This window comes from Rhodobacter sp. NTK016B, from assembly GCF_017303295.1.
Lineage (GTDB): Bacteria > Pseudomonadota > Alphaproteobacteria > Rhodobacterales > Rhodobacteraceae > Pararhodobacter.
On sequence record NZ_JAFKOK010000015.1, the window covers coordinates 112,554 to 135,096 of the forward strand.

Consider the following 22,543-nt stretch of genomic DNA (forward strand, 5'->3'; position numbering starts at 1 on the left):
TAGCAAGAGTCAAAACAAACGGCGGTAAAACACGGGGCTTTGGGATGCGCATCTCGCACGTGGATATGCATGCGCGCGCTCTCGGGGGGGTTATGAAACCTCTGCGGGGACTTGCAGCAGTATTTCTTTTTTCTTCAGCTATTTCCATCAGCGCCGTTTCGGGCGCCGGGGCTCAGAGCTACAGCTTCTCGTCGATTGACGTGCAGGGCAACTCGCTGATCGACGATGACCAGGTCATCTCGTATGCGCGAATCCTTCGGGGCCGGAACCTCAGCGCCGCCGATCTCAACGCCGCGTATCAGCGCGTTGCAGCGACCGGCTTCTTCCGAGAGGTGGATTTCGTGCCGCAGGGCAATCGCCTTGTGATCACGGTTCAGGAATACCCGCTGATCAACCGCGTCTCGATCGAAGGCAACCGCCGTCTCGACGATGACGAACTCAGCGCCACGATCACGTCGCGGTCGGGCGGCGTCTATTCGCCCGCCACCGCCGAGGCCGACGCCAACGCAATCGCCGAGGCCTATGCCAATGCCGGTCGTCTGTCGGCCCGTGTGAACCCGGTGATCATCGAACGTCAGGGCGGCCGCGTCGATCTGGTTTTCGAAGTGCAGGAAGGCGCCGTGGTCGAGGTCGAGCGCGTCTCGTTCGTCGGCAACCGCAGCTATAGCGAACGCCGTCTGCGCAACGCGATCGAAACCGCGCAGGCTGGCCGTCTGTCGACCCTGTTCCGTGTCGACAACTACAACGAACAACGCGTCGCTCGCGACCGTCAGGCGCTGCACGACTTCTACCTGTCGCGCGGCTTCCTTGACGTGCAGGTGCTGTCGGGCATCACCGAGCTCAATGCCGAGCGCGATGGCGCCTATGTCACCTTCACCATCCGTGAGGGTCAGCAATACCGTCTGGGCAATGTTTCGGTGACGTCGCAGATTTCGGGCATCGATGCCGCGCCCTATCAGGCCGGTCTGGTCGAGCGTCCCGGCAGCCTGTTCACGCCGACGCTGCTTGAAAACCTGATCCAGCAGGCCGAGCGCGTGGGCTACCAGTCGGGCGAGCGCTTCGTGCGCGCCGAGCCGACACTGGTGCGCAACGAGCGTGCGGGCACGATCGATGTCGAGCTGACGCTCATCCGGGGCGAGCGCGTCTTCATCGAGCGTATCGACATTCAGGGCAACGCGACCACCGAAGACCGAGTGATCCGTCGCCAGTTCGACGTGGCCGAGGGCGATCCGCTCAACCCGCGCGAACTGCGTGAAGCAGCGGCGCGGATCCAGCGCACCGGTTTCTTCTCGGATGTGCAGGTCAACCCGGTCGGCGGGTCGACCCCCGATCAGGCCGTGGTCGATGTGCGCGTCGAAGAAGCTACGACCGGCTCGCTGGGCTTCGGTCTGAGCTACGGCGCCGATGACGGCGTCGGCGGCAATATCAGCTATAACGAGAACAACTTCCTCGGTCGTGGTCAGCGCCTGAACGTGACGCTGTCGACGGTGGAAAGCGCGCAAAGCGTCGCTTTGTCCTTCACCGAGCCCGCGTTCCTTGGCCGGAACGTCGCGCTGGGGCTCGATCTGGGCGTATCGTCCTCGACGGCCAGCGACACGGCGTTCTTCAGTACCGAAGTGGCGCAATTCTCGCCCTCGCTCACCTTCCCGGTCAGCGAGTACGGGGAACTCAGCGTGCGCACCTCGATCAGCCGCTATTCGCTGACGCCCGCGTCGCCGCGTCGCCAGACCGCACCGCGCATCCTGCGGGACCGTGGCTCGGCGACGACCGCGTCGATCGGCTATACCTACAGCTTCGATACCCGCGACACCGGCATCGACCCGGATCGGGGCTTCGTGTTTCGCTTCAGCCAGGATCTGGCGGGCGTTGACCGCAACTGGCTGCGCAGCACGATGATGGCGGGCTACGAGCAGGACATCATGAACGGCGATGTCACGCTGCGCGTCGAATTCGAAGCCGGTGCCATCGTTCACGGCTCGGGCGCGAGCCGGATCAACGAGCGTTTCGTCCTCTCGTCCGAGCAGTTCCGCGGCTTCAGCTCGTACGGGATCGGTCCGGTCGGCTATTCCAACATGGGTGGCCCCACCGGTGGCGGTACCCGGAACGGTCTGGGCGGCAACTTCTTCGCCGTTGCCCGTTTCGAGGCCGAGTTCCCGCTGGGTCTGCCGCAGGAGTACAACCTGCATGGCGGCGCGTTCCTTGATGTCGGCTCGATCTGGGGCATCGACAATCCGGGCACCCTGTGCGCACCGGGTGTGACGCAGAACTGCGTCATCGACGAGGCCGCTTTGCGTGCCGCCGCCGGTGTGTCGCTGTTCTGGTCCTCGCCGCTGGGTCCGCTGCGCTTCAACTTCGCGGTGCCGATCATGATCGAGGATTATGACCGCGAGCGCCGCTTCGACCTGACCGTCGCCACCCGGTTCTGATGGTCCGGCTCTCAACGATCCTGCTTGCGGGGGCGCTTCTTTGCGCCCCCGTTTGCGTCGCTGCGCAGACTGCGGGGGGCGCGTCCGACAGCCTCGGCGCGCGGCTGCCGCAGGGTGTCTCGCCCGTGCCCTACCGGATTCTCGATCAGGATCGCCTGTTGCGAGAATCCGAGCTGGGGCAGGAAATCCTTGACGGCATCCGCGCCGCCGAGGCCGAGCTCGAGGCCGAGAACCAGCAATATTTCGACCAGCTCGCCACCGAAGAGCGTGCGCTCACCGACGCCCGTGCCAGCCTGACGCCCGAGGAATTCCGCGCCCGCGCCGATGAGTTCGACGCGCGGGTCGAAAGCATCCGGTCCGAGCGCGCGCGGGCCAGTCAAGCGCTGGCCCGCTGGTCGGAAGGCGAGGCGCAGCGCTTTTTCGACGCGGCGCTGCCGGTGCTGGTGCAGATGATGAACGAACGCGGCATTCTGGCACTGCTGAAGCCCGATACGCTGATCCTTGGCTCGGACATGCTGGACGTCACCGATGATGCGATCGCGCTGCTCGATGCATCCGGCACCGGGATTGATGACGACGCGCCCGAGGCACCGCTGGAAACCCAGCCGCGGGAACCGGACGGACCGCCTGCCGAAACGCCCGCCGACAGCCCGATCGTTCCCATCGCTCCGGCCGACTGAGCGCCGGCGGCGGCAACGGGACTTTCCCTTGTCGCCGATTGGCGGAGTTGCTAGGTCTGGCGGACCCGGCCAAGGCGCCGGTTACGTATTTCCTGCGGAGTTGCACGATGTCCGAGCCCGTCGAAAGCCGCGATTGGTCCACCACGACCACCGCCGACCTGTCGCTGATCACGCGGATCATTCCGCATCGCTATCCGTTCCTGCTGATCGACAAGGTGCGCGACATCGAAGTGAACAAGGGCGCGGTCGGCATCAAGAACGTGACCTTCAACGAGCCGCATTTTCAGGGCCATTTTCCCGGCGCGCCGATCATGCCCGGCGTGACGATCATCGAAGCGATGGCCCAGACCTCGGGCGTGCTGATTGGCCTGTCGCTTGATCTCGTCGACAAGAACCCGCTCGTTTATTTCATGTCCATCGACAAGGCCAAGTTCCGCCGCAAGGTGGTGCCGGGTGACGTTTTGGAACTCAGCGTCAAGGTGCTGCGCGGCTCGACAAAGATCTGGAAGATGGAAGGCCGCGCCACCGTCAATGGCGAGATGGCGGCCGAGGCTGAATTCATGGCCATGATCGACCTGAGCCAGAAGGGCTGAGGCCATGGGTATCGACCCGACAGCGCAGGTCCACCCCTCGGCCGTGGTCGAAGAGGGCGCGGTTATCGGCCCCGAATGCCAGATCGGCCCCTTCGCCGTGATTGGCGCCGAGGTGACGCTGGCGCGCGGCGTCGTGGTCAAGTCGCACGCCGTCATCACCGGCTGGACCGAGATCGGCGACGAGTCGGTGATCTTTCCCTTCGCCAGCGTCGGTGAAATCCCGCAGGACCTGAAGTACAAGGGCGAACGCTCACGCCTCGTGATCGGCAAGCGCACCCGCATCCGCGAGGGCGCCACGCTGAATACCGGCACCGAGGGCGGTGGCGGCGTGACCCGCGTGGGCGACGATTGTCTGCTGATGACCGGCGCCCATGTCGGCCATGACGCTCAGGTCGGCGACCGCGTGATTTTGGTCAATCAGGTGGCCGTCGCGGGCCATTGTCATATCGGCGACGACGTGATCATCGGCGGCCTGTCGGGCGTGCATCAATGGGTCCGCATCGGCAAGGGCGCGATCATCGGTGCGGTAACCATGGTGACCAACGATGTCATGCCCTACGGTCTTGTGCAGGCTCCGCGCGGCGAGCTGGACGGGCTCAACCTCGTGGGCCTCAAGCGCAAGGGTGTCGAGCGCACCGAGATTACCGCCCTGCGCGCCGCATATCAGATGCTGGCACAGGGCGAAGGGACCTTCCTCGACCGCGCGCGGCGCCTGTCCGATGAAACCGAAAGCCGCCATGTGCGCGAGATCACGGATTTCATCCTTGGCGCCACGGACCGCTCGTTCCTGACGCCGAAATGAGCCCCCGCACGGCCATCATCGCCGGGGCAGGGCGTCTGCCCGCCACGCTGGCGCGCGCGCTGCCCGAAGCGCTGATCTGTGCGCCCGCCGGTGTCGCGACCGCCGGCCTCACGATAGGCCAGAGCTTCCATTTCGAGCGGCTGGTCCCCTTTCTGCGCGATCTGGGCGACCGGGGGATCGAGACCGTCGTCATGGCGGGCGCCATCGAGCGTCCGCGCCTCGACCCCGCGTTGTTCGACCGGGACACGGCGCAGCTTGTCCCTGATCTGCTACGGGCGATCCAGTCGGGCGATGACGGCGCACTGCGCTGGGTCATCGCGCTGATGGAAGAGTTCGATCTGAACGTCGCGGGCGTGCCCCAAATTGCGCCTGACCTGCTGATCGCCGACGGCCCCGCCACCGCGCGCGCCCCTACCGAGGCCGAGATCGCCGACGCCACACGCGGGGCGGCGATCCTTGCCGCGCTCGCGCCGGTCGATGTGGGGCAGGGCTGCGTGATCTGCGAAGGACAGGCCATCGGGCTGGAAACGCTCTATGGTACCGACGCGATGCTCGCCGATGTCGCGCGCCACCGCCCAGACCGCGCGCCGCATAACGGCGGGACTTTCGTCAAACGCGCCAAGGCGGGGCAGGATCTGCGCGTTGATCTGCCGACCATCGGCCCGGCCACGATAGACGCCGCGCAACAGGCCGGGCTCAGCGCCATCGCGCTGCAGACCGGGCATGTCATCGTCCTTGACCGCGAGGATGTGCTTGCGCGGGCCGAGGCCGCCGATATCGCGCTCTGGGGGGCCGCGTGAAGCTCTTCGTCATCGCCGGCGAACCCTCGGGCGACGCGCTCGGCGGCGCGCTTATGGCGGGGCTGAAGACGCTGGCACCCGACACCCGCTTTACCGGCATCGGCGGACCGCAGATGGAGGCGCAGGGCCTCTCCAGCCTCTTTCCCATGGATGACCTTTCGGTCATGGGGCTGGCCGAGATCCTGCCCAAGTATTTTCACCTCAAGCGCCGGATTCGCGAAACCGCCGACGCCATCGCCGCCGAGGCGCCCGATGCGGTTATTACAATCGACAGCCCGGATTTCTGCCTGCGCGTCCTCGCTCTGGCCCGCGCCAAGGCGCCGGGGCTGAAGACGATCCACTATGTCGCCCCCTCGGTCTGGGCGTGGCGGCCGGGACGCGCGGCGAAAATGGCACGTCATGTCGATCATGTGCTGGCGCTTCTGCCCTTTGAGCCGCCCTATATGGAAGCGGCGGGCATGACCTGCGATTTCGTGGGGCATCCGATCGCCGCCGAGCCCGTCGCTTCGGTGGCCGAGGCACAGGCGTTTCGCGCCGCCCATGACATTGCGCCCGACGCGCCGCTCTTGCTTGCGCTGCCCGGCTCGCGGCGGGGCGAGATCGAGCGGCTGGGCCCGGTCTTTTCCGACACGCTCGCCCGGCTTTCGGTGCCGGGACTGCGGGTCGTGATCCCCACCGTGCCGGCACGCGCCGAACAAGTCCGCGCGCTGAGCCACGCATGGCCCGGCGCGCCGGTGATCCTCGACGCTGCCAGCACGCCGCCCGATATCAAGCGCGCGGCCTTCCGCGCCGCCGATGCGGCGCTCGCGGCCTCGGGGACCGTCTCGCTTGAACTCGCAGCGGCCTCCACGCCGATGGTGATCGCGTACCGCATGAATGCACTGACGAGCGCGATCATCACCCGGATGCTGCGCATCGACACGGTGACGCTGGTCAATCTGGTCTCGGAAAGCCGCGCTGTGCCCGAATTCCTCGGCCCGGATTGCCGGCCCGACCGGATCGCGCCCGCGCTGCAGGGCCTTCTTACCGACCCCGCCGCGCGCGCAGCGCAGCTCGAGGCGATGCATCTGACGATGAGCCGGCTCGGGCGCGAGGGCCCGCCCCCCGGGCTGCGCGCCGCGCAATCGGTGCTAACGGCCTGCGCCCTTCCGGCCTGAGCGTTTCTGGCTGAGCGTGGCCAAGGGGGGCTGTCTGCCCCCCTTGGATCCCCCCGAGGATATTTGAAGATCAAAGATGCTAGGGTAACAAAGCCTTACGCGCATCTTTGATCCAAAAGTATCCTTGGGGGTGAATTGGCCGCAGGCCAAGAGGGGGCAGACAGCCCCCTGTTCCGGGCCTTCCGCCTGCGCGACGTTCAGTATCCGCGCCAGATCCAACCGCCGCCCATCACCCGGCTGCCCTCGGGCGCGTAGAACACGCAGGCCTGTCCGGGTGACACACCGTCTTCGGGCGTCAACAGCTCGACCTCGGCACTGGTGGGGCCGGTCGGGCGGATGATCGCTTCGCTCGGCTGCTTGGTCGAACGGATCCGAACCCGCACCGGCCATTCCGCCGCGCTGTCAAAGGGCGTGTCGCCCAGCCAGTTGATCTCGCGCACCGGGACCAGCCGGGTGGACAGCGCCTCTTTCGGGCCGACGACCACGCGCTTGTTGTCCGCGTCCAGCCGCACCACGTAGAGCGGATCGCTCAGGCCTCCGATGCCCAGCCCGCGGCGCTGGCCGATCGTGTAATGGATCACCCCCCGGTGCTGGCCCAGCACCCGCCCCTCGATATCGACGATCTCGCCGGGATCGGCTGCGCCGGGGCGCAGCTTTTCGATCACCGCAGCATAGTCGCCATTGGGCACGAAGCAGATATCCTGACTGTCGGGTTTGTCGGCCACGCCCAGCCCGTGTTTCGCAGCCAGCGCGCGCGTCTCGGCCTTCGAGGCCAGATGTCCCAGCGGGAAGCGCAGGTAATCGAGCTGTTCCTGCGTCGTCGAGAACAGGAAATAGGATTGATCGCGCGCGGGATCGGCGGCCATATGCAGCTCGGCGCGCGCGTCGCCCTGACGGCGCTGGATATAATGGCCCGTCGCCATGCAATCGGCGTCGAGATCGCGCGCGGTTTCCAGCAGGTCGCGGAACTTCACCCGCTCGTTGCAGCGGATGCAGGGCACGGGGGTGGCGCCGCCCAGATAGCTGTCGGCGAATTCCTCGATCACCGCGTCGCGGAAGGTGTTCTCGTAATCCAGCACGTAATGCGGGAAGCCCAGCGTCTCGGCCACCCGGCGCGCATCATGGATGTCGCGCCCGGCGCAGCAGGCGCCCTTCTTGGCGAGTGCCGCGCCGTGATCGTAAAGCTGCAGCGTCACGCCGATGACGTCATAACCTTCGGCGGCCAGTTCCGCCGCCACGACCGAGCTGTCGACCCCCCCCGACATGGCGACGACCACGCGGGTTTCCGAGGGCGGTTTGGCAAATCCCAGTGAGTTCACGCCAATGTCGCGTGCCATGCTGATCCCGATCGGTTGCGGAGGGTTTGAGGGCGTTCGCGCGACATATAGTAAAATGCTGCACACTCTCAAGGCCTGAGCCGGGTTCTGATCAACAGCTCCTTAAGCCTGACTTGCCACCCTTCGGGCGGGATGAAGGAAAGGGGTGATGCCTATGTTCTTGAAGAAGATCGACGGACCGCGCGCGGTGACACTGCCCGACGGCAGCGTGATCAGCCGCGCAGACCTGCCGCCTGCCAGCACACGGCGCTGGGTTGCCAGCCGGAAGGCTATCGTGGTGAAGGCCGTGCTGCACGGCCTCATCGCCCGTGAAGAGGCGCTCGATCGCTACAGCCTGTCGGAAGAAGAGTTCGACGGCTGGTCGAACGCCGTTGCCACGCATGGGGTCGACGCGCTGAAAGTGACTGCTTTGCAAAAATATCGACAAATTTAGATGTAAAGGTCATCCTCAGCAGTAAGGGTAACTGCGCGTTAACGATTTCGGGTGATGGTTAGTTTCATGAATTAATAGTGGAGGCCGAGCCATGCGAATTCTGCTTGTAGAAGACGATCCAACGACATCACGCAGCATCGAGCTGATGCTCGGCCACGCCAATTTCAACGTATATTGTACCGATCTTGGTGAAGAAGCGATCGAACTCGGCAAGCTCTACGATTACGATCTGATCCTGCTCGACCTCAATCTGCCGGACATGGCGGGGCTCGAAGTGTTGCGCCAGATCCGTCTGGCCCGAGTCAGCACCCCGATTCTGATCCTGACGGGCGAGGAAAGCACCGATGCCAAGCTCAAGGGCTTCGGGCAGGGGGCGGATGATTACATGACCAAGCCCTTCCACCGCGATGAACTCGTGGCACGTATTCAGGCCATTATCCGCCGCAGCAAGGGACACGCGCAGGCGATCATCCATACCGGCAGGATATCGGTCAATCTCGATGCCAAGACGGTCGAGGTGGATGGCAAATCGGTGCATCTGACCGGCAAGGAGTATCAGATGCTCGAACTTCTGAGCCTGCGAAAGGGCACCACGCTGACCAAGGAGATGTTCCTCAACCATCTCTACGGCGGCATGGACGAACCCGAGCTGAAGATCATCGACGTGTTCATCTGCAAATTGCGCAAGAAGCTCGCAGAAGCGACCGGGGGCGAGAACTATATCGAAACCGTTTGGGGCCGCGGTTATGTGCTGCGTGACCCGGTGGCCGGGGCGGCGCGCGCGCATCAGGCCGCCAGCGCGTAACAGCCCCGATCCACGGGGCGGCCAACCCGCGCATCGCGACTGGAAAATCCTCAAGCGGCGCCGTATCACGGGGCTACGCAACAGGAGTGGGCGATGCCGCAAGAGCGTCCGGTCGAAGAACTGTCCGAAACTGAAGCCAGGCAGGAACTTGAACGTCTTGCCGATCTTCTGGCGCAGGCCGATGCGGCTTATCACCAGAAGGATGCGCCCGAGCTGACGGACGCCGAGTACGACGCCCTCAAGCGTCGCAACGCAGCCCTCGAATCGCGCTTTCCCGAGCTGAAACGCGCTGACAGCCCGTCCGAACGCGTCGGCGCCGCTCCCTCTGACGGCTTCGCCAAGATCCGCCATGAGCAGCGTATGCTCTCGCTTGCCAATGCCTTCGCGGATGAGGATGTCACTGCCTTCGACGCCCGCGTGCGCCGCTATCTCAACCTCGCTAACGACGCGCCATTGGCCTACACGGCCGAGCCGAAAATCGACGGCCTTTCGCTGTCGCTGCGCTACGCGCAGGGAAAACTGGTTTACGCCGCCACGCGCGGCGACGGGGAAACCGGCGAGGACGTCACCGCCAATGCCCGCACCATCGACGACATTCCGCAGACTCTGATCGACGCGCCGGACATCCTCGAAGTGCGCGGCGAGGTCTATATGAGCCATGCCGATTTCGCGACGCTCAACGCGACGGGCCCGCGCACCTTCGCCAATCCACGCAATGCCGCCGCCGGATCCTTGCGCCAGCTCGACGCCGAGGTCACCCGCGCCCGGCCGCTGAAATTCTTCGCCTATGCTTGGGGCGTGCTGTCGTCACCGCTGGCGAAGACGCAGATGGGCTCGATCGAGCGGCTCGAAACGCTGGGCTTCCGTGTCAATCCGCTGACCCGGCTTTGCAACGGCCCGACCGAGATGCTCGATCACTATCGCCATATCGAAACCGAGCGCCCGGATCTGGGCTACGATATCGACGGCGTGGTCTACAAGGTGGATGACCTTGCGCTGCAGGGGCGGCTCGGCTTTCGGGCGACCACACCCCGCTGGGCTATCGCGCATAAATTCCCTGCTGAAATGGCCTGGACCCGGCTTGAAGCCATCGACATCCAGGTTGGCCGCACCGGCGCGCTCAGCCCGGTCGCGCGGCTTGCCCCGGTCAATGTCGGCGGTGTTCTGGTCTCGAACGCGACGCTGCATAACGAAGATTACATTGCCGGCCGCGATTCGCATGGCGACCCGATCCGTGACGGCCGCGATATTCGGGTCGGCGACTGGGTGCAGGTCTATCGCGCCGGCGACGTCATCCCGAAAATCGCCGATATCGACCTCGCCCGTCGCCCCGGCGATGCCGAGCGCTACCACTTTCCCCATAGTTGCCCCGAATGCGGATCGGATGCGGTACGCGAGCCCGGCGATTCCACCCACCGCTGCACCGGTGGCCTGATCTGTCCGGCGCAGGCGGTTGAAAAGCTGAAGCATTTCGTCAGCCGGAACGCTTTCGACATCGATGGGCTGGGCGCCAAACAGGTGGAGCTGTTCTTCGGCGATGACCTGCTGCCGGTGCGTGAGCCGGCGGATATCTTTACCCTTCGGCAACGCGACGATGGCAATCTGGCGAAACTGAAGAACCGCGATGGCTTCGGCGCCCGGTCGGTCGAAAAGCTCTTCGACGCGATTGACCAGCGGCGGCAGATCGCTCTGTCGCGCCTGTTGTTCAGCCTCGGGATCCGACATCTGGGGGAAGTGGCTGCCTCGGATCTCGCGCGCCATTATGGCAGCTGGGATGCGTTGATCGCCGCAGTCGACGCGGCCGCGCCCGCCGCCTCGCGCGCGGTCGCCGCCGAAGAGGCCGAGGTCGCGGAACGCGCGCGCGCTGCCGATGAAGGCCGACGCGCGGAACTGAAGAAAACGCGCGACGCGGTCTGGGACGATCCGCCCTTGCCCGACGGCGCTCGGTCGGCATGGGAAGACCTGATCGGCGTCGATGGCGTGGGGGCTGTTCTGGCGACCTCGCTGGTGACGACGCTGAACCAGCCGCGCGAACGCGCTTCGGTCGACCGGCTGATCGCCGAACTGACCGAGATAGTGCCGCCCGAAGCGCAGGCCAACGACAGCCCGGTTGCGGGCAAGACATTGGTGTTCACCGGTACCCTTACCCGGATGACCCGGGCCGAGGCCAAGGCGCGCGCCGAATCCCTCGGCGCGAAGGTCGCGGGCTCGGTCTCGGCCAAGACCGACCTATTGATCGCGGGCGAGGGGGCCGGGTCGAAAGCTGACAAGGCGACGTCATTGGGCGTCGAGGTGATCGACGAAGATGCCTGGCTGGCGCTGATCGGCGAATGACGGGGCGGCCCGAGATCCTGTTTCCCCTGTTCGCGAGTCTGGAAGGGCTCGATGGAGTTGGGCCTAAGACATCGAAACTTTACAAGGGTTTGGGTGTCGAGACGCCGCGCGATCTATTGTTCGTCCTGCCGCATTCCGGCATTGATCGCCGCCTGCGCCCGACGCTGCGCGGCCTGACCCCGCCGCTGACCGTGACGGTCGAGGTCGAGATCAGCGCGCATGTGCCCCCTCGGCAGCGTGGGCGCCCGTACCGCGTCGTCGTCACCGATGCCGAACAGGAGTTTCAGCTCGTTTTCTTCCACGCGCGCGGAGACTATCTGCAAAAGCTGCTACCCGTCGGTGAGCGGCGGATCGTTTCCGGACGGGTCGAAAGCTTCGACGGCGTCTTCCAGATCGTCCACCCCGACCACGTCTTGCGTCCGGACGAGGCCGACACGCTGCCGGAATGGGAGCCGGTTTATCCCTTGGTCGCGGGCCTGTCGCAGCGGCAGGTGCAAAAGGCGATGCGAAGCGCGCTTTCGCGGTTGCCGACGCTTGCCGAATGGATCGATCCGACGCTTAAAGCGCAGCGGGGCTGGCCGGACTGGCACGCCGCGATGACTGACGCGCATGCACCGCAAGCATTGGCCGACATCATGCCGGGGGCCCCGGCGCGCGAGCGGCTGGCCTATGATGAATTGTTCGCGCATCAGTTAACGCTGGCCATTGCACGCTCGCGGCAGCGCAAGGCGCCGGGCGTGGGGACCAAGGGCGACGGCCGGCTCGTTGGCAAAGTGCTGGCCGCTCTGCCCTATGCGCCGACCGGTGCTCAAAACCGTGCCATCGGCGAAATCGCTGTGGACATGGCGTCCCCGCGCAAGATGACCCGCTTGCTGCAGGGCGATGTCGGCGCCGGCAAGACGCTGGTGGCGATGGCGGCGCTTTTGACTGCGGTCGAAGCCGGAGGGCAGGCTGCGCTGATGGCGCCGACCGAAATCCTCGCGCGCCAGCATGTCGAGGCCCTGGCCCCGCTTGCGCAAGAAGCGGGCGTCATGATCGCTTTGCTGACCGGCCGCGACAAGGGGCGCGAGCGCGCACGCAAGCTCGAAGACCTGGCAGAGGGCCGCACCGATATCCTGATCGGCACGCATGCCCTGTTCCAGCGCGATGTCACGTTCCGCGATCTGCGTCTGGCGGTGATTGACGAACAGCATCGCTTCGGTGTCGCGCAGCGGATGGCATTGGGTGAAAAGGGCGTGGCGGTGGATATCCTTGTGATGACTGCAACGCCGATCCCGCGCTCGCTTGCGCTCACGCAATATGGCGACATGGACCTGTCGCTGCTCGATGAAAAACCGCCGGGGCGCATGCCCGTGGTAACTTCGCTTGCCTCTACCGATCGGCTCGATGAAGTGATCGCGCATCTTGGCCGCGCCATTGCTGAAGGACGGCAGGCCTATTGGGTCTGTCCGCTGGTCGAGGAAAGCGAAACCGTCAACCTGACCGCCGCGCAGGCCCGTTTCGAGGATCTGCGCGCAAAGCTGGGCGATGTCGTGGGGCTGGTCCATGGTCAGCTGGCCCCGGCCGACAAAGACCTTGCCATGGAGCGTTTCGTCTCGGGCGAGACGCGGATCCTCGTCGCTACTACGGTGATCGAGGTGGGCGTCAATGTACCCAGCGCAACGATCATGGTGATCGAACGCGCTGAGAGTTTCGGCCTCGCGCAATTGCACCAGCTTCGCGGTCGCGTCGGACGTGGGGCAGGGGCATCGACCTGCCTTCTGCTCTACGATCCGCCGCTGGGTGAAACCGCGTCGCGGCGGCTGAAACTGATGCGCGACACCGATGACGGTTTCCGCATCAGCGACGAGGATCTGGCGATCCGCGGTGCCGGCGATGTGATCGGCACCGCGCAATCGGGTCTGCCCCGCTTCAGGATGGCGGATCTGGAGCGACAGGCGGGGCTGATGCAGACCGCGCAGAGTGATGCGCGCAAGCTCATGGCGGACGATCCCGAGCTGATCTCGCCGCGCGGTCAGGCGGCGCGGATGCTGTTGTGGTTGATGGAGCAGGACAAGGCCATACGGCTGATGCGAATCGGATAATCCCCTTTTGTTCTCAAAAGTTCTTGCAATGATCGCGCGAAAATGAGAACAAATAGCTAACAAAAGGGAGATACGCCGTGCGACACCTTCTTCGTCAGATCTCTGCCCCCCGTGATGAGCGTTTCGCGATGGCCTCGGATGCCGTCGGGGTGGTGGCGCTGTTCGTGCTGTTCTACGCGGCGCTTCACCTGCCCCTTTTGGGCTGACCGCTCTCTTTTCACCGCTTTTTCTGCCCAGCGGTCTGGCGCGGCCCGCCTGTCCCGGTGCCCCGACCCATCCAGACACGCCACTTGCCGCCGCGTTTCCACGCGGCGGCTTTTTTTTAGCTTTTCTTAGGAAATAAGCGTCAGGCTTGCGTGGTGCGGTCCGCTTCGGCGGCGGCCTCGGCAGCGGCCTGCACTGAAAGAAGAATCGAGGCGTGGCGATTCTTGAATTCGCGGGCGGGAATCAGGGCCTCGTATCCGTCGAAAGGCGCGGCGGGAACGGGACCGTCCTTTTTCAGCATGGCTTCCAGGTCGCGCGCCGTGGCCGCAAGCTCTGCTGCGCTGCGGCCCATCACGGCATCGCCCAGAACCGCGGCCGAAGCCTGTCCAAGCGCGCAGGCCTTGACCTCTTGCGCGAAGCGGCTGACGCGGCCGTCCGTCATGTCCAGATCGACCGTAACCGTCGATCCACACAGAGGAGACCGTTTCTTCACGCTCGCCTGAGGGTCGTCCAGCCGCCCAAGATGCGGGATCTCGGCTGCGAGACCGAGAATCCTGTTCGAATACAGCTTGATCAGATCGGAGGATTCAGACACTTCATGCGCTCCTGTTGAGCAAAGGATATAAGCCATGCCCCTCGATCCGCAATCCCTGCGCTTTGACGACAATGGTCTCATACCGGTCATCGCGCAGGATCACGCGAATGGCGACGTGCTGATGATGGCCTGGATGAATGCCGAGGCCGTTACCCGGACCTTGCAGAGCGGGAAGGTTACCTATTGGTCACGCTCGCGGCAGGCATTCTGGGTCAAGGGCGAGACCTCGGGCCATGTGCAGCGCCTTGTGGATCTGCGGGTCGATTGCGACAGTGATTGCCTGCTGGTGCTGGTCGATCAGACGGGGCCGGCGTGCCATACCAACCGGCGGAGCTGCTTCTATACTGCGATTCGGGATGGCAAGCCTGTCGAGTTGATGCAGCCGGAAAGCTGAGCTTTGTGAGTGCGGTACATTCCGGGGGCCGAAGGTCAGTGGACCCTGCACGGCGGAGGCGGGTTTCAACGGCGCGTCCGGTGATGGGTATAACTGAGCCGCCGTGAAGCGCGCGGGCGGACTGGTCCCGGACCAGATCCAGCGGGTCGGAATGGGCAACGACAGGCGTGAGGCGCCGGCGCGGGCATTCGGTTATGCGCCGAGGCCCACCATTCGGCGGATATCGTCTGGCGTCGCACCCTCGGCGCGATAGAGGGCGATGGCGCGGGAATCGTCGCGTTTGGCCAGCCGCTTGCCCTCTTCGTCGCGAATTAGGCGGTGATGATGGAAGGCCGGGACTGGAAAGGCCAGAAGCCGCTGCAACACAACGTGGATCGCAGTGGCTTCGAATAGATCCGCGCCCCGGGTCACCAGCGTGATGTCCTGCGCCGCATCGTCGACGCAGACGGCGAGATGATAGGACGTGCCGATATCGCGCCGGGCCAAGACCACGTCGCCCACCCGCGCGCGAAGCCAGTCGGGTGCGTAATCGTGCTGGCCGGGATGAAGCGGGCCCGTTTCGCTGAAGCTTACCGGGCCGGTCAACGCGACGGCGCGCGCCATGTCGAGGCGGATCGCCGCGCCCGGATCCGTGTGGCCGGCATGGCGGCAGGTGCCGGGATAAACGGGGCCATCGGGGCCAATCACCGGGGCGCCCTCCTGCGGCGCGGCGAGGGCCGCGCGGATATCGCCGCGCGTGCAGGTGCAGCGATAGGTCACGCCCATCGCCTCGAGCCGAGCGACGGCCGTGTCGTAGGCGTCGCGCCGCTGGGATTGACGCATCACCGGCTCGGGCCAGGACAGGCCCAGCCAATGCAGGTCGTCATAGATCTGCGTCTCGAAGGCCGGTTTCGCGCGGGCGGTATCGATATCCTCGATCCGCAAAAGGAAACGACCGCCAGCGGCGCGGGCGAGCGCATCGGCGGTCAGGGCGGAAAAGGCATGGCCCAGATGCAGCGGGCCGGTGGGCGAGGGGGCGAAGCGGGTGATCACGCCCGCGCCCTCAGCCCGGAATATCCGCCAGCGTAGCCGAGGCGACCCAGTCCGAGAATGCCTCTTTCGCGCGGTCGGTATAGCCCTTGTAGCGATCCTTGCGTCCGCGGCGACCGCCCTTCATGTCGATGGGGGGAAACAGGCCGAAATTCACGTTCATCGGCTGGAAGGTCTTTGCATCCGCATCGCCGGTGATATGGGCGATCAACGCGCCCATCGCGGTGACGCGCGGTGGGGGCGACAGGACCCGGCCCTGGATTTCGGCCGCGGCGAGACGTCCGGCGATCAGACCCATCGCGGCGCTTTCGACATAACCCTCGACCCCTGTCACCTGACCGGCGAAGCGCAGGTTGGGACGCGAGCGCAGGCGCATCTGTTCGTCCAGTAGGGTGGGCGAGTTCAGGAAGGTGTTGCGATGAATGCCGCCCAGCCGCGCGAAGCCCGCCTCCTGCAGCCCGGGGATCATGCGAAAGACCTCGACCTGCGCGCCGTATTTCATCTTGGTCTGGAAGCCCACGATATTATAGAGCGTTCCCAAAGCGTTATCACGCCGCAACTGGACCACAGCATAGGGCTTATTGGCGGGATCGTTGGCATTGGTCAGGCCCACGGGCTTCATCGGGCCGTGGCGCAGGGTTTCGCGCCCGCGTTCGGCCATGACCTCGATCGGCAGGCAGCCGTCGAAGTAACCGGCGGTCTCGCCCTCGCGGAACTCGGCCTTGTCGGCGGCGAGAAGCGCGTCGATGAAGGCCTCGTATTGATCCTTGGTCATCGGGCAGTTGAGATAGGCTTTTCGCTCTTCCTCGGTATCGCCCTTGTCATAGCGCGACTGGAACCACGCCTTGCTCAGATCGACGGTGTCGAAATGCACGATCGGGGCGATCGCGTCGAAGAAGGCGAGCGACTCGGTCCCCGTCTCGGCGCGGATCGCCTGCGCCAAGGCGTCGGACGTCAACGGTCCGGTCGCGAAGATCCAATGGCCATCGGTCGGAAGCTGCGCGATCTCGCCGGGTTCGACGCGGATCAGCGGGTGCGCGCGCAGGCGTTCGGTGACGGCCTGGGCAAAGGCTTCGCGGTCGACGGCCAGCGCGCCACCGGCCGGCAGCGAATGGCGGTCGGCCATGTCCATCAGCAACCCGCCCGCTGCGCGCATTTCCCAATGCAAAAGGCCCACAGCGTTGCGCTCGTCATCGTCCGACCGGAAAGAGTTCGAGCAGACCATCTCGGCGAAATTGCCGGTCTGGTGGGCGAAAGTGCCGGTTTCGGGACGCATTTCGTGCAGCACGACGGGGATCCCCGCCTGTGCTGCCTGCCACGCTGCTTCGGACCCGGCCATGCCGCCGCCGACGATGTGAAGTTCCTGTGTCATGCCCGGTCAGATAGCGACGGAAGGGCACAAAGGAAAGGGGGCGTGGCGCCCCCTTCGTGTTCGTGTCGGATCGGTTTACTCGGTCGCAGGCGCCGTCTGGGTCGTGCCCGCCGGGTCTGTGGCGGTGGAGTCGATCCCGCCCGCCTGCGTTCCGGTCTGTTCGATGGTGGACGCGCTCGGCGTGGCGTCGTCGGGATTGGGCCAGAAGGCGAAGACGATGGCCGCAAGAACAGCCAGCGCCACGGCAATTGAAATCCCCATCAGCGCGGGGCTGTGACGCTTGGCTTCGCGTTCGACATTGGTATGCGGTGCGGTCATGGAAATTCTCCTTTCCATGTTTCAACGCACAACGCGCTATGAAGTTCCGACTAGAGCAGGCTCAGCCGTTCCACGCGTTCGGGATCGGGATAGGGGCGGTAGAGCCCGGTATCGACGTGATTGATATGCTGGCGCATCTGTTCATAAAGCTCCACCGCTTCTTCATTCGCGCGGCCGAGATAGCGAAAGGCGGAATCCAGCATCGCCAGATCTTCGACCTCGATCTCCAACAGGAAATCGGCGCAATCGTCGCCGCCCAGCCGTAACTTGATGCGCATCAGGCGCCAGCCGATGATCCGCCCTTCGCGCTGCAGCAGCGACAACCACTGGTCCAGCGCATGGGCGAAGGTCAGCGCCTTCGCGGTCGGTTTGAGATCGATCATACAGTGGTAAATGTTCATGGCCGGGCCCTTGTGAGACCCGGCCATGCAAGCATCTTCAGGTGAAGAAAGGCTTACTCTTCGTCGGTTTCCACCACGCGGGCGACGGAGACGACATGCTCGCCCGGAGCCGTCTTGAAGACGCGCACGCCCCCGGCCGAACGCGAGCGGAAGCTCACCTGATCCACCGGCGTGCGGATCGACTGGCCGGTCGAGGTGGCGAGCATGATCTGGTCGCTGGGATCGACCGGGAAGGCCACGACCAGCTCACCGCCGCGCATCGCCTTGTCCATCGCCATCACGCCCTGACCGCCGCGCCCGCGCACCGGATAATCGTGCGACGAGGACAGCTTGCCCGCCCCGCCGGAGGTCACGGTCAGGATCAGATCCTCGATCGCGGACATCTCGGCATAGCGTTCGGTCGACAGCTGGCCGGCCTCGACGGCATCGTCCTCGTCACCCTCGGCCTCTTCGGGCGCACCGGCCATCAGGCGGCGCTGCTTGAGATAGGCGGCGCGTTCCTCGGGCGTGGCTTCGAAGTGTCGGACCACTGCCATCGAGACGACCGCGTCGCCCTCGGCCAGCCGGATGCCGCGCACGCCGGTCGAATCGCGGCCCTTGAAGACGCGCACATCGGTCGTCGGGAAGCGGATCGCGCGACCCAGCCGCGTGACCAGCATGATGTCGTCATCCTCGTCCGCGATGCGCGCATTCACAAGGCACACATCCTCGGGCAGTTTCATCGCGATCTTGCCGTTGCGCATCACATTGGTGAAATCCGACAGCGCGTTGCGGCGCACATCGCCTTGCGAGGTGGCGAAGACGATCTGCAGGTTTTCCCATTCGTCCTCGGGCTTGTCGACCGGCATGATCGCCGCGATCGAGACGCCCTGCGGGATCGGCAGGATGTTGACGATGGCCTTGCCGCGTGCCGCGCGACCGCCCATCGGCAGGCGCCAGCATTTCAGTTTGTAGACCATGCCGTCGGTGGTGAAGAACAGCAGGTTCGTGTGCGTATTCGCCACGAACAGCGTCGTCACCACGTCGTCGTCTTTGAGCGCGCCGCCCGCCAGCCCCTTGCCGCCGCGATTCTGCGAGCGGAACTCGGCCAGCGGGGTGCGCTTGACGTAGCCGCCCGAGGTGATGGTCACGACCATGTCCTCGCGCTCGATCAGCGCCTCGTCGTCCAGATCCCCGGCCCAGTCGACGATCTCGGTCCGGCGCGGCACCGCGAACATCTCGCGCACCTCGTCCAGCTCGGCATTGATGATCGCCATGATCCGCGAGCGCGAGCGCAGGATGTCGAGGTAATCCTTGATCTTCGCCGCCAGCTCTTCCAGCTCGTCGGTGACTTCCTTGACGCCGATCTGCGTCAGGCGCTGCAGCCGCAATTCGAGGATGGCGCGCGCCTGCGCTTCGGACAGGTTATAGGTCCCGTCGTCGTTCATCGTGTGGCTGGGGTCGTCGATCAGGCGGATGTAAGCGGCGATTTCCTCGGCCGGCCAGCGGCGCGTCATCAGCTTTTCGCGCGCATCGGCGGGGTCCAGCGACGAGCGGATCGTCGCGACGACCTCGTCCACGTTCGACACAGCGACGGCCAGGCCGCACAGAATATGGCTGCGCTCGCGCGCCTTGTTCAGCTCGAACGCCGTGCGGCGCGTGACGACTTCCTCGCGGAAGGTCACGAAATGCTGCAGGAAATCGCGCAGCGTCAGCTGTTCGGGGCGACCGCCATTCAGCGCCAGCATGTTACAGCCGAAGCTCACCTGCATCGTGGTGAAGCGGTAAAGCTGGTTGAGCACCACGTCGGGCGTCGCGTCGCGCTTGAGTTCGATCACCACGCGCACGCCGGTCCGGTCGGATTCGTCGGCGACATGGCTGATGCCCTCGATCCGCTTCTCGCGGACGCAATCGGCGATCTTCTCGACCATCATGGCCTTGTTGACCTGATAGGGGACCTCGTCGACGACGATCGCGTAGCGGTCCTTGCGCGGCTCTTCGATATGCGTCTTTGCCCGGATCAGCACCGAGCCTCGCCCTTCGAGATAGGCCTTGCGCGCGCCGGAACGCCCCATGATCAGCCCGCCCGTCGGGAAATCCGGGGCCGGGACGTATTGCATCAGGTCTTCCGAGGTCAGATCCGGGTTCTCGATCAGCGCCTTGGTGGCGTCGATCACCTCGCCCAGATTGTGCGGCGGAATGTTGGTCGCCATGCCGACGGCGATACCGCCCGCACCATTGACCAGCATGTTGGGAAAGCGCGCGGGCAGAACCGTCGGTTCTTCGTCCTTGCCGTCGTAGTTGTCCTGAAAATCGACGGTATCTTTGTCGATATCGGCCAGGAGAAAGTTCGCCGGCTTGTCCATGCGCACTTCGGTATAGCGCATGGCCGCGGCTTTATCGCCGTCCATCGAGCCGAAATTGCCCTGCCCATCCAAGAGCGGCAGCGACATCGAGAAATCCTGCGCCATCCGCACCAGCGCGTCATAGATCGCGCTGTCGCCATGCGGGTGGTACTTACCCATCGTGTCGCCGACCGGACGCGCCGATTTGCGGTAAGGTTTGTCGAAAGTGTTGTTCGTCTCGTGCATCGCGAACAGGATCCGGCGGTGCACGGGCTTCAGCCCGTCCCGCAGATCCGGGATCGCCCGGCTGACGATCACGCTCATCGCGTAATCGAGATAAGCCGTGCGCATTTCCTGTACGATCGAGACACCGGGGCTACCGGGGGTTTTCTCGGCTTCGTCAGGGATTTCCGTGTCGTCGCTCACAAGGACCTCGCAGGCGTGTATCGCGCTAGATTTTGTTGTCCGCCTTATAGCCGAACGCCACTGGCAGGTGCAATGGCGGCGTCTCTTTGGGGCAGACAAACCCGCCCAACCTGCTATCATTCGAAGATGCGAATATAGATGGGAGGATTTGCATGAAACCCGTGTCTTTCCGGTGCGCGCTTGCGCTCGCCGCCTTCGTGCTGCCCGGCGCTGCTTTGGCCGAGCCGGTCAACATCACCCCCGGCATCGCCAGCGTCACGGTGCAGACCGATGCAGGCCCGGCCGAAATCGCGCGTGTGCAGGACAACGACAACCAGCTTTCAGGCGAATGGGCGCGCACCTCGCGCCCCTGTCCGAATTTCTGCATCCAGCCGATGAGCCCCGCCGAGGGCGTCGTCACGATCGGCGAGCTTGAGATGATCGAGGCGCTGCAGGACCCCGACGTGATCGTCACCGACAGCCGGGTCGATGCCGATTACCAGGGCGGCACGATCCCGGGCGCGATTCATCTGCCCTATAATCAGGTTGCCGACCGGCTGGATGTGCTGGGCTGCGCGCTGGATTTCGACGGCTTCGACTGCACCGATGCCAGCGAGGTCGTGCTGTTTTGCAACGGGCCGTGGTGCGGTCAGTCGCCCACCGCGATCCGCAACATGATCGAGGCGGGCTATCCGGTCGAGCGTATCCGCTATTATCGCGGCGGGATGCAGGTCTGGCGGATGCTGGGTCTCAGCGTTCTGGTGCCGCAGGGCTGAGCGGGTGCGACATCCGGTCTGCGCGGGCCGCCGGGGATTGGGTCTTGGCCCGCTCCGTCCTACATTCATAGCGCGCCGGTGCTCCGGCGTGACACTCTGAAAGGACCGACCATGTATGCCCGCATCCTTGTGCCCGTCGCCTATGAGCCCGGCTATGACATCAGCCGCGAGCTGCAGATCGCCCGCGCGCTGTCCGCGCCCGGCGCTCTGGTGATGCTGATCCATGTGATGGAGAAGGTGCCGTTCTACGCCATTGACTACATGCCGCAGGGCTGGCGCGAGGATCTGACCGAAGCGATCCGCGAAGACTTGGCGCGGCAGGCGGCAAGCTTCGATCAGGCCGGCGTCGCCGTTCTTGAGGGCGAACCGGGGCGGATGATCCTCGATCATGCGCAGGCCGAGGACGCCGATTGCATCATCTTGGCCTCGCACCGCTCGGACCGCACGCTGATCGGCTCGACCGCCACTTGGGTCGCGCGCAACGCCACCTGTGCGGTGCATCTGATGCGATGAAAAGCGGGGCCGGGGCTGCCACAGCGCTGGCTCTGGTCCTCGCCTCCGGGCCTGCGAGGGCGCAGGAATGCGACCCGAATTACGCGCAGGTCTGCGTGCCGGTCGCATCGGATGTCGATTGCGCGGGCGGGTCCGGGGACGGGCCTGCCTATGTCGAGGGGCCGGTTCAGGTGATCGGCGACGATATCTACCACCTCGACCGCGATGGTGACGGCATCGCCTGCGAGCCTCCGGATGACGATTAGAACCGCCGCTAGTGAGTCGCCGCTAGCGCAGCCTCAACACCGCCGCCGCCAGCCCCAGTGCCTCGCGCGGGATGTTGCGCAGTCGTTGGCGCGGTCCGATCTCGTGCCATGGTGGCGATGACAAGCGCGCGTTCAGTCCGATCTGCCGCGCCATAACCCGCGCACGTGGCGCGTGATACGGATCGGTGACGATCACCACCGGCGTACCCTCGGGTAGCAAAGCCTTGGCATTCACGAGATTTTCGCGCGTGCTGGTAGAGTGGTCTTCCAGCAGGATCGCGCTTTCGGGCAGGCCCGCCTCGCGACAAAGCCGGGCGATCACCTCAGCCTCGCTCGGCCCGTGCCGCCCGACCCCGCCACACCCCATGATCGCGCCCACCTCACTGGCCTTGAAAAGCGCAATCCCATGCGCGGCCCTCCGGCTGAGCGTGGGCGAGGGAAGGCCACCGGGCCAGACAGCAGCGCCGAGGATGAGGGCGGTGGGGAGCATTTCGGGCACGCGGTGGTTTATCAGCC

Annotated in this window: 23 protein-coding genes; 15 read left to right on the forward strand and 8 right to left on the reverse strand. The window is 65.0% G+C overall.

What is annotated here, in order from left to right; genetic code table 11:
• The first annotated feature begins 92 nt into the window (after window positions 1–92).
• From bamA to lpxB, 6 genes are all read left to right on the forward strand, one after another.
• The gene (bamA, locus tag JI664_RS18915; RefSeq protein WP_286174176.1) at window positions 93–2,426 is read left to right on the forward strand and encodes an outer membrane protein assembly factor BamA; all 2,334 of its coding nucleotides are present in this window, start codon (window positions 93–95) and stop codon (window positions 2,424–2,426) included.
• Window positions 2,426–3,106 (forward strand): OmpH family outer membrane protein, encoded by a 681-nt coding sequence (locus JI664_RS18920; protein ID WP_207015339.1) that lies wholly within the window; start codon window positions 2,426–2,428, stop codon window positions 3,104–3,106. The genes bamA and JI664_RS18920 overlap by 1 nt, the downstream gene beginning before the upstream one ends.
• Window positions 3,107–3,213: 107 nt before the next feature.
• On the forward strand, window positions 3,214–3,699 hold the full coding sequence (gene fabZ / locus JI664_RS18925; RefSeq protein WP_207015340.1) for a 3-hydroxyacyl-ACP dehydratase FabZ: 486 nt from the start codon (window positions 3,214–3,216) through the stop codon (window positions 3,697–3,699).
• 4 nt (window positions 3,700–3,703) lie between these two features.
• Entirely contained in the window at window positions 3,704–4,501 is a 798-nt protein-coding gene (gene lpxA / locus JI664_RS18930) for an acyl-ACP--UDP-N-acetylglucosamine O-acyltransferase (protein WP_207015341.1), read from the forward strand.
• A complete protein-coding gene (locus JI664_RS18935; protein WP_207015342.1) occupies window positions 4,498–5,301 on the forward strand; it encodes an LpxI family protein in 804 nt (267 codons plus the stop codon). The genes lpxA and JI664_RS18935 overlap by 4 nt, the downstream gene beginning before the upstream one ends.
• Window positions 5,298–6,458: a lipid-A-disaccharide synthase gene (gene lpxB, locus JI664_RS18940; RefSeq protein WP_207015343.1), complete on the forward strand. Its 1,161-nt coding sequence runs from the start codon at window positions 5,298–5,300 to the stop codon at window positions 6,456–6,458. The genes JI664_RS18935 and lpxB overlap by 4 nt, the downstream gene beginning before the upstream one ends.
• Window positions 6,459–6,655: 197 nt before the next feature.
• On the opposite strand, the gene mnmA is transcribed toward lpxB, so the two are convergent.
• Window positions 6,656–7,795, reverse strand: coding sequence for a tRNA 2-thiouridine(34) synthase MnmA (mnmA, locus tag JI664_RS18945; protein ID WP_207015344.1), 1,140 nt, complete (start codon window positions 7,793–7,795; stop codon window positions 6,656–6,658).
• 154 nt (window positions 7,796–7,949) lie between these two features.
• Between mnmA and JI664_RS18950 the strand changes: the two genes are divergently transcribed.
• The 5 genes from JI664_RS18950 (at window position 7,950) to JI664_RS24070 (ending at window position 13,657) form a co-directional block, all read left to right on the forward strand.
• Entirely contained in the window at window positions 7,950–8,228 is a 279-nt protein-coding gene (locus JI664_RS18950; protein WP_207015378.1) for a DUF1153 domain-containing protein, read from the forward strand.
• A 91-nt stretch (window positions 8,229–8,319) separates the two neighbouring features.
• The gene (gene ctrA / locus JI664_RS18955) at window positions 8,320–9,033 is read left to right on the forward strand and encodes a response regulator transcription factor CtrA (protein WP_207015345.1); all 714 of its coding nucleotides are present in this window, start codon (window positions 8,320–8,322) and stop codon (window positions 9,031–9,033) included.
• Between the two features lie 93 nt (window positions 9,034–9,126).
• Window positions 9,127–11,367: an NAD-dependent DNA ligase LigA gene (gene ligA, locus JI664_RS18960; protein WP_207015346.1), complete on the forward strand. Its 2,241-nt coding sequence runs from the start codon at window positions 9,127–9,129 to the stop codon at window positions 11,365–11,367.
• Entirely contained in the window at window positions 11,364–13,451 is a 2,088-nt protein-coding gene (gene recG, locus JI664_RS18965; RefSeq protein ID WP_207015347.1) for an ATP-dependent DNA helicase RecG, read from the forward strand. Before ligA ends, recG begins: the two co-directional genes overlap by 4 nt.
• A 77-nt stretch (window positions 13,452–13,528) precedes the next feature.
• On the forward strand, window positions 13,529–13,657 hold the full coding sequence (locus tag JI664_RS24070) for a hypothetical protein (protein WP_286174177.1): 129 nt from the start codon (window positions 13,529–13,531) through the stop codon (window positions 13,655–13,657).
• A gap of 140 nt (window positions 13,658–13,797) precedes the next feature.
• On the opposite strand, the gene JI664_RS18970 is transcribed toward JI664_RS24070, so the two are convergent.
• Window positions 13,798–14,250: an iron-sulfur cluster assembly scaffold protein gene (locus JI664_RS18970; RefSeq protein ID WP_349768745.1), complete on the reverse strand. Its 453-nt coding sequence runs from the start codon at window positions 14,248–14,250 to the stop codon at window positions 13,798–13,800.
• A gap of 34 nt (window positions 14,251–14,284) precedes the next feature.
• Here JI664_RS18970 and hisI point away from each other — a divergent pair, with 34 nt between their 5' ends.
• The gene (gene hisI / locus JI664_RS18975; protein ID WP_207015349.1) at window positions 14,285–14,644 is read left to right on the forward strand and encodes a phosphoribosyl-AMP cyclohydrolase; all 360 of its coding nucleotides are present in this window, start codon (window positions 14,285–14,287) and stop codon (window positions 14,642–14,644) included.
• A 192-nt stretch (window positions 14,645–14,836) separates the two neighbouring features.
• Here the strand turns inward: hisI and gluQRS are convergent, their stop codons facing one another.
• The 5 genes from gluQRS to gyrA all read right to left on the reverse strand — a co-directional run bounded on the left by gluQRS (window position 14,837) and on the right by gyrA (window position 20,514).
• Entirely contained in the window at window positions 14,837–15,676 is an 840-nt protein-coding gene (gluQRS, locus tag JI664_RS18980) for a tRNA glutamyl-Q(34) synthetase GluQRS (RefSeq protein WP_207015350.1), read from the reverse strand.
• Window positions 15,677–15,686: 10 nt separating this feature from the next.
• Window positions 15,687–17,045 carry a methylenetetrahydrofolate--tRNA-(uracil(54)-C(5))-methyltransferase (FADH(2)-oxidizing) TrmFO gene (trmFO, locus tag JI664_RS18985; RefSeq protein WP_207015351.1) on the reverse strand — a complete coding sequence of 453 codons (1,359 nt, stop codon included), beginning with the start codon at window positions 17,043–17,045 and terminating at the stop codon, window positions 15,687–15,689.
• Window positions 17,046–17,120: 75 nt separating this feature from the next.
• Window positions 17,121–17,363 (reverse strand): hypothetical protein, encoded by a 243-nt coding sequence (locus JI664_RS18990; protein ID WP_207015352.1) that lies wholly within the window; start codon window positions 17,361–17,363, stop codon window positions 17,121–17,123.
• Between the two features lie 50 nt (window positions 17,364–17,413).
• The gene (locus JI664_RS18995; RefSeq protein ID WP_207015353.1) at window positions 17,414–17,764 is read right to left on the reverse strand and encodes a DUF6614 family protein; all 351 of its coding nucleotides are present in this window, start codon (window positions 17,762–17,764) and stop codon (window positions 17,414–17,416) included.
• 53 nt (window positions 17,765–17,817) lie between these two features.
• The gene (gene gyrA, locus JI664_RS19000; protein WP_349768746.1) at window positions 17,818–20,514 is read right to left on the reverse strand and encodes a DNA gyrase subunit A; all 2,697 of its coding nucleotides are present in this window, start codon (window positions 20,512–20,514) and stop codon (window positions 17,818–17,820) included.
• Window positions 20,515–20,666: 152 nt separating this feature from the next.
• Here gyrA and JI664_RS19005 point away from each other — a divergent pair, with 152 nt between their 5' ends.
• From JI664_RS19005 to JI664_RS19015, 3 genes are all read left to right on the forward strand, one after another.
• A complete protein-coding gene (locus JI664_RS19005) occupies window positions 20,667–21,269 on the forward strand; it encodes a rhodanese-like domain-containing protein (RefSeq protein ID WP_207015355.1) in 603 nt (200 codons plus the stop codon).
• A 111-nt stretch (window positions 21,270–21,380) separates the two neighbouring features.
• Window positions 21,381–21,782, forward strand: a complete 402-nt coding sequence (locus JI664_RS19010; protein ID WP_207015356.1) for a universal stress protein — start codon at window positions 21,381–21,383, stop codon at window positions 21,780–21,782.
• Window positions 21,779–22,027 carry an excalibur calcium-binding domain-containing protein gene (locus JI664_RS19015; RefSeq protein WP_207015357.1) on the forward strand — a complete coding sequence of 83 codons (249 nt, stop codon included), beginning with the start codon at window positions 21,779–21,781 and terminating at the stop codon, window positions 22,025–22,027. Before JI664_RS19010 ends, JI664_RS19015 begins: the two co-directional genes overlap by 4 nt.
• Window positions 22,028–22,049: 22 nt before the next feature.
• Here the strand turns inward: JI664_RS19015 and JI664_RS19020 are convergent, their stop codons facing one another.
• The gene (locus tag JI664_RS19020) at window positions 22,050–22,517 is read right to left on the reverse strand and encodes a YdcF family protein (RefSeq protein WP_207015358.1); all 468 of its coding nucleotides are present in this window, start codon (window positions 22,515–22,517) and stop codon (window positions 22,050–22,052) included.
• Window positions 22,518–22,543 lie beyond the last annotated feature (26 nt).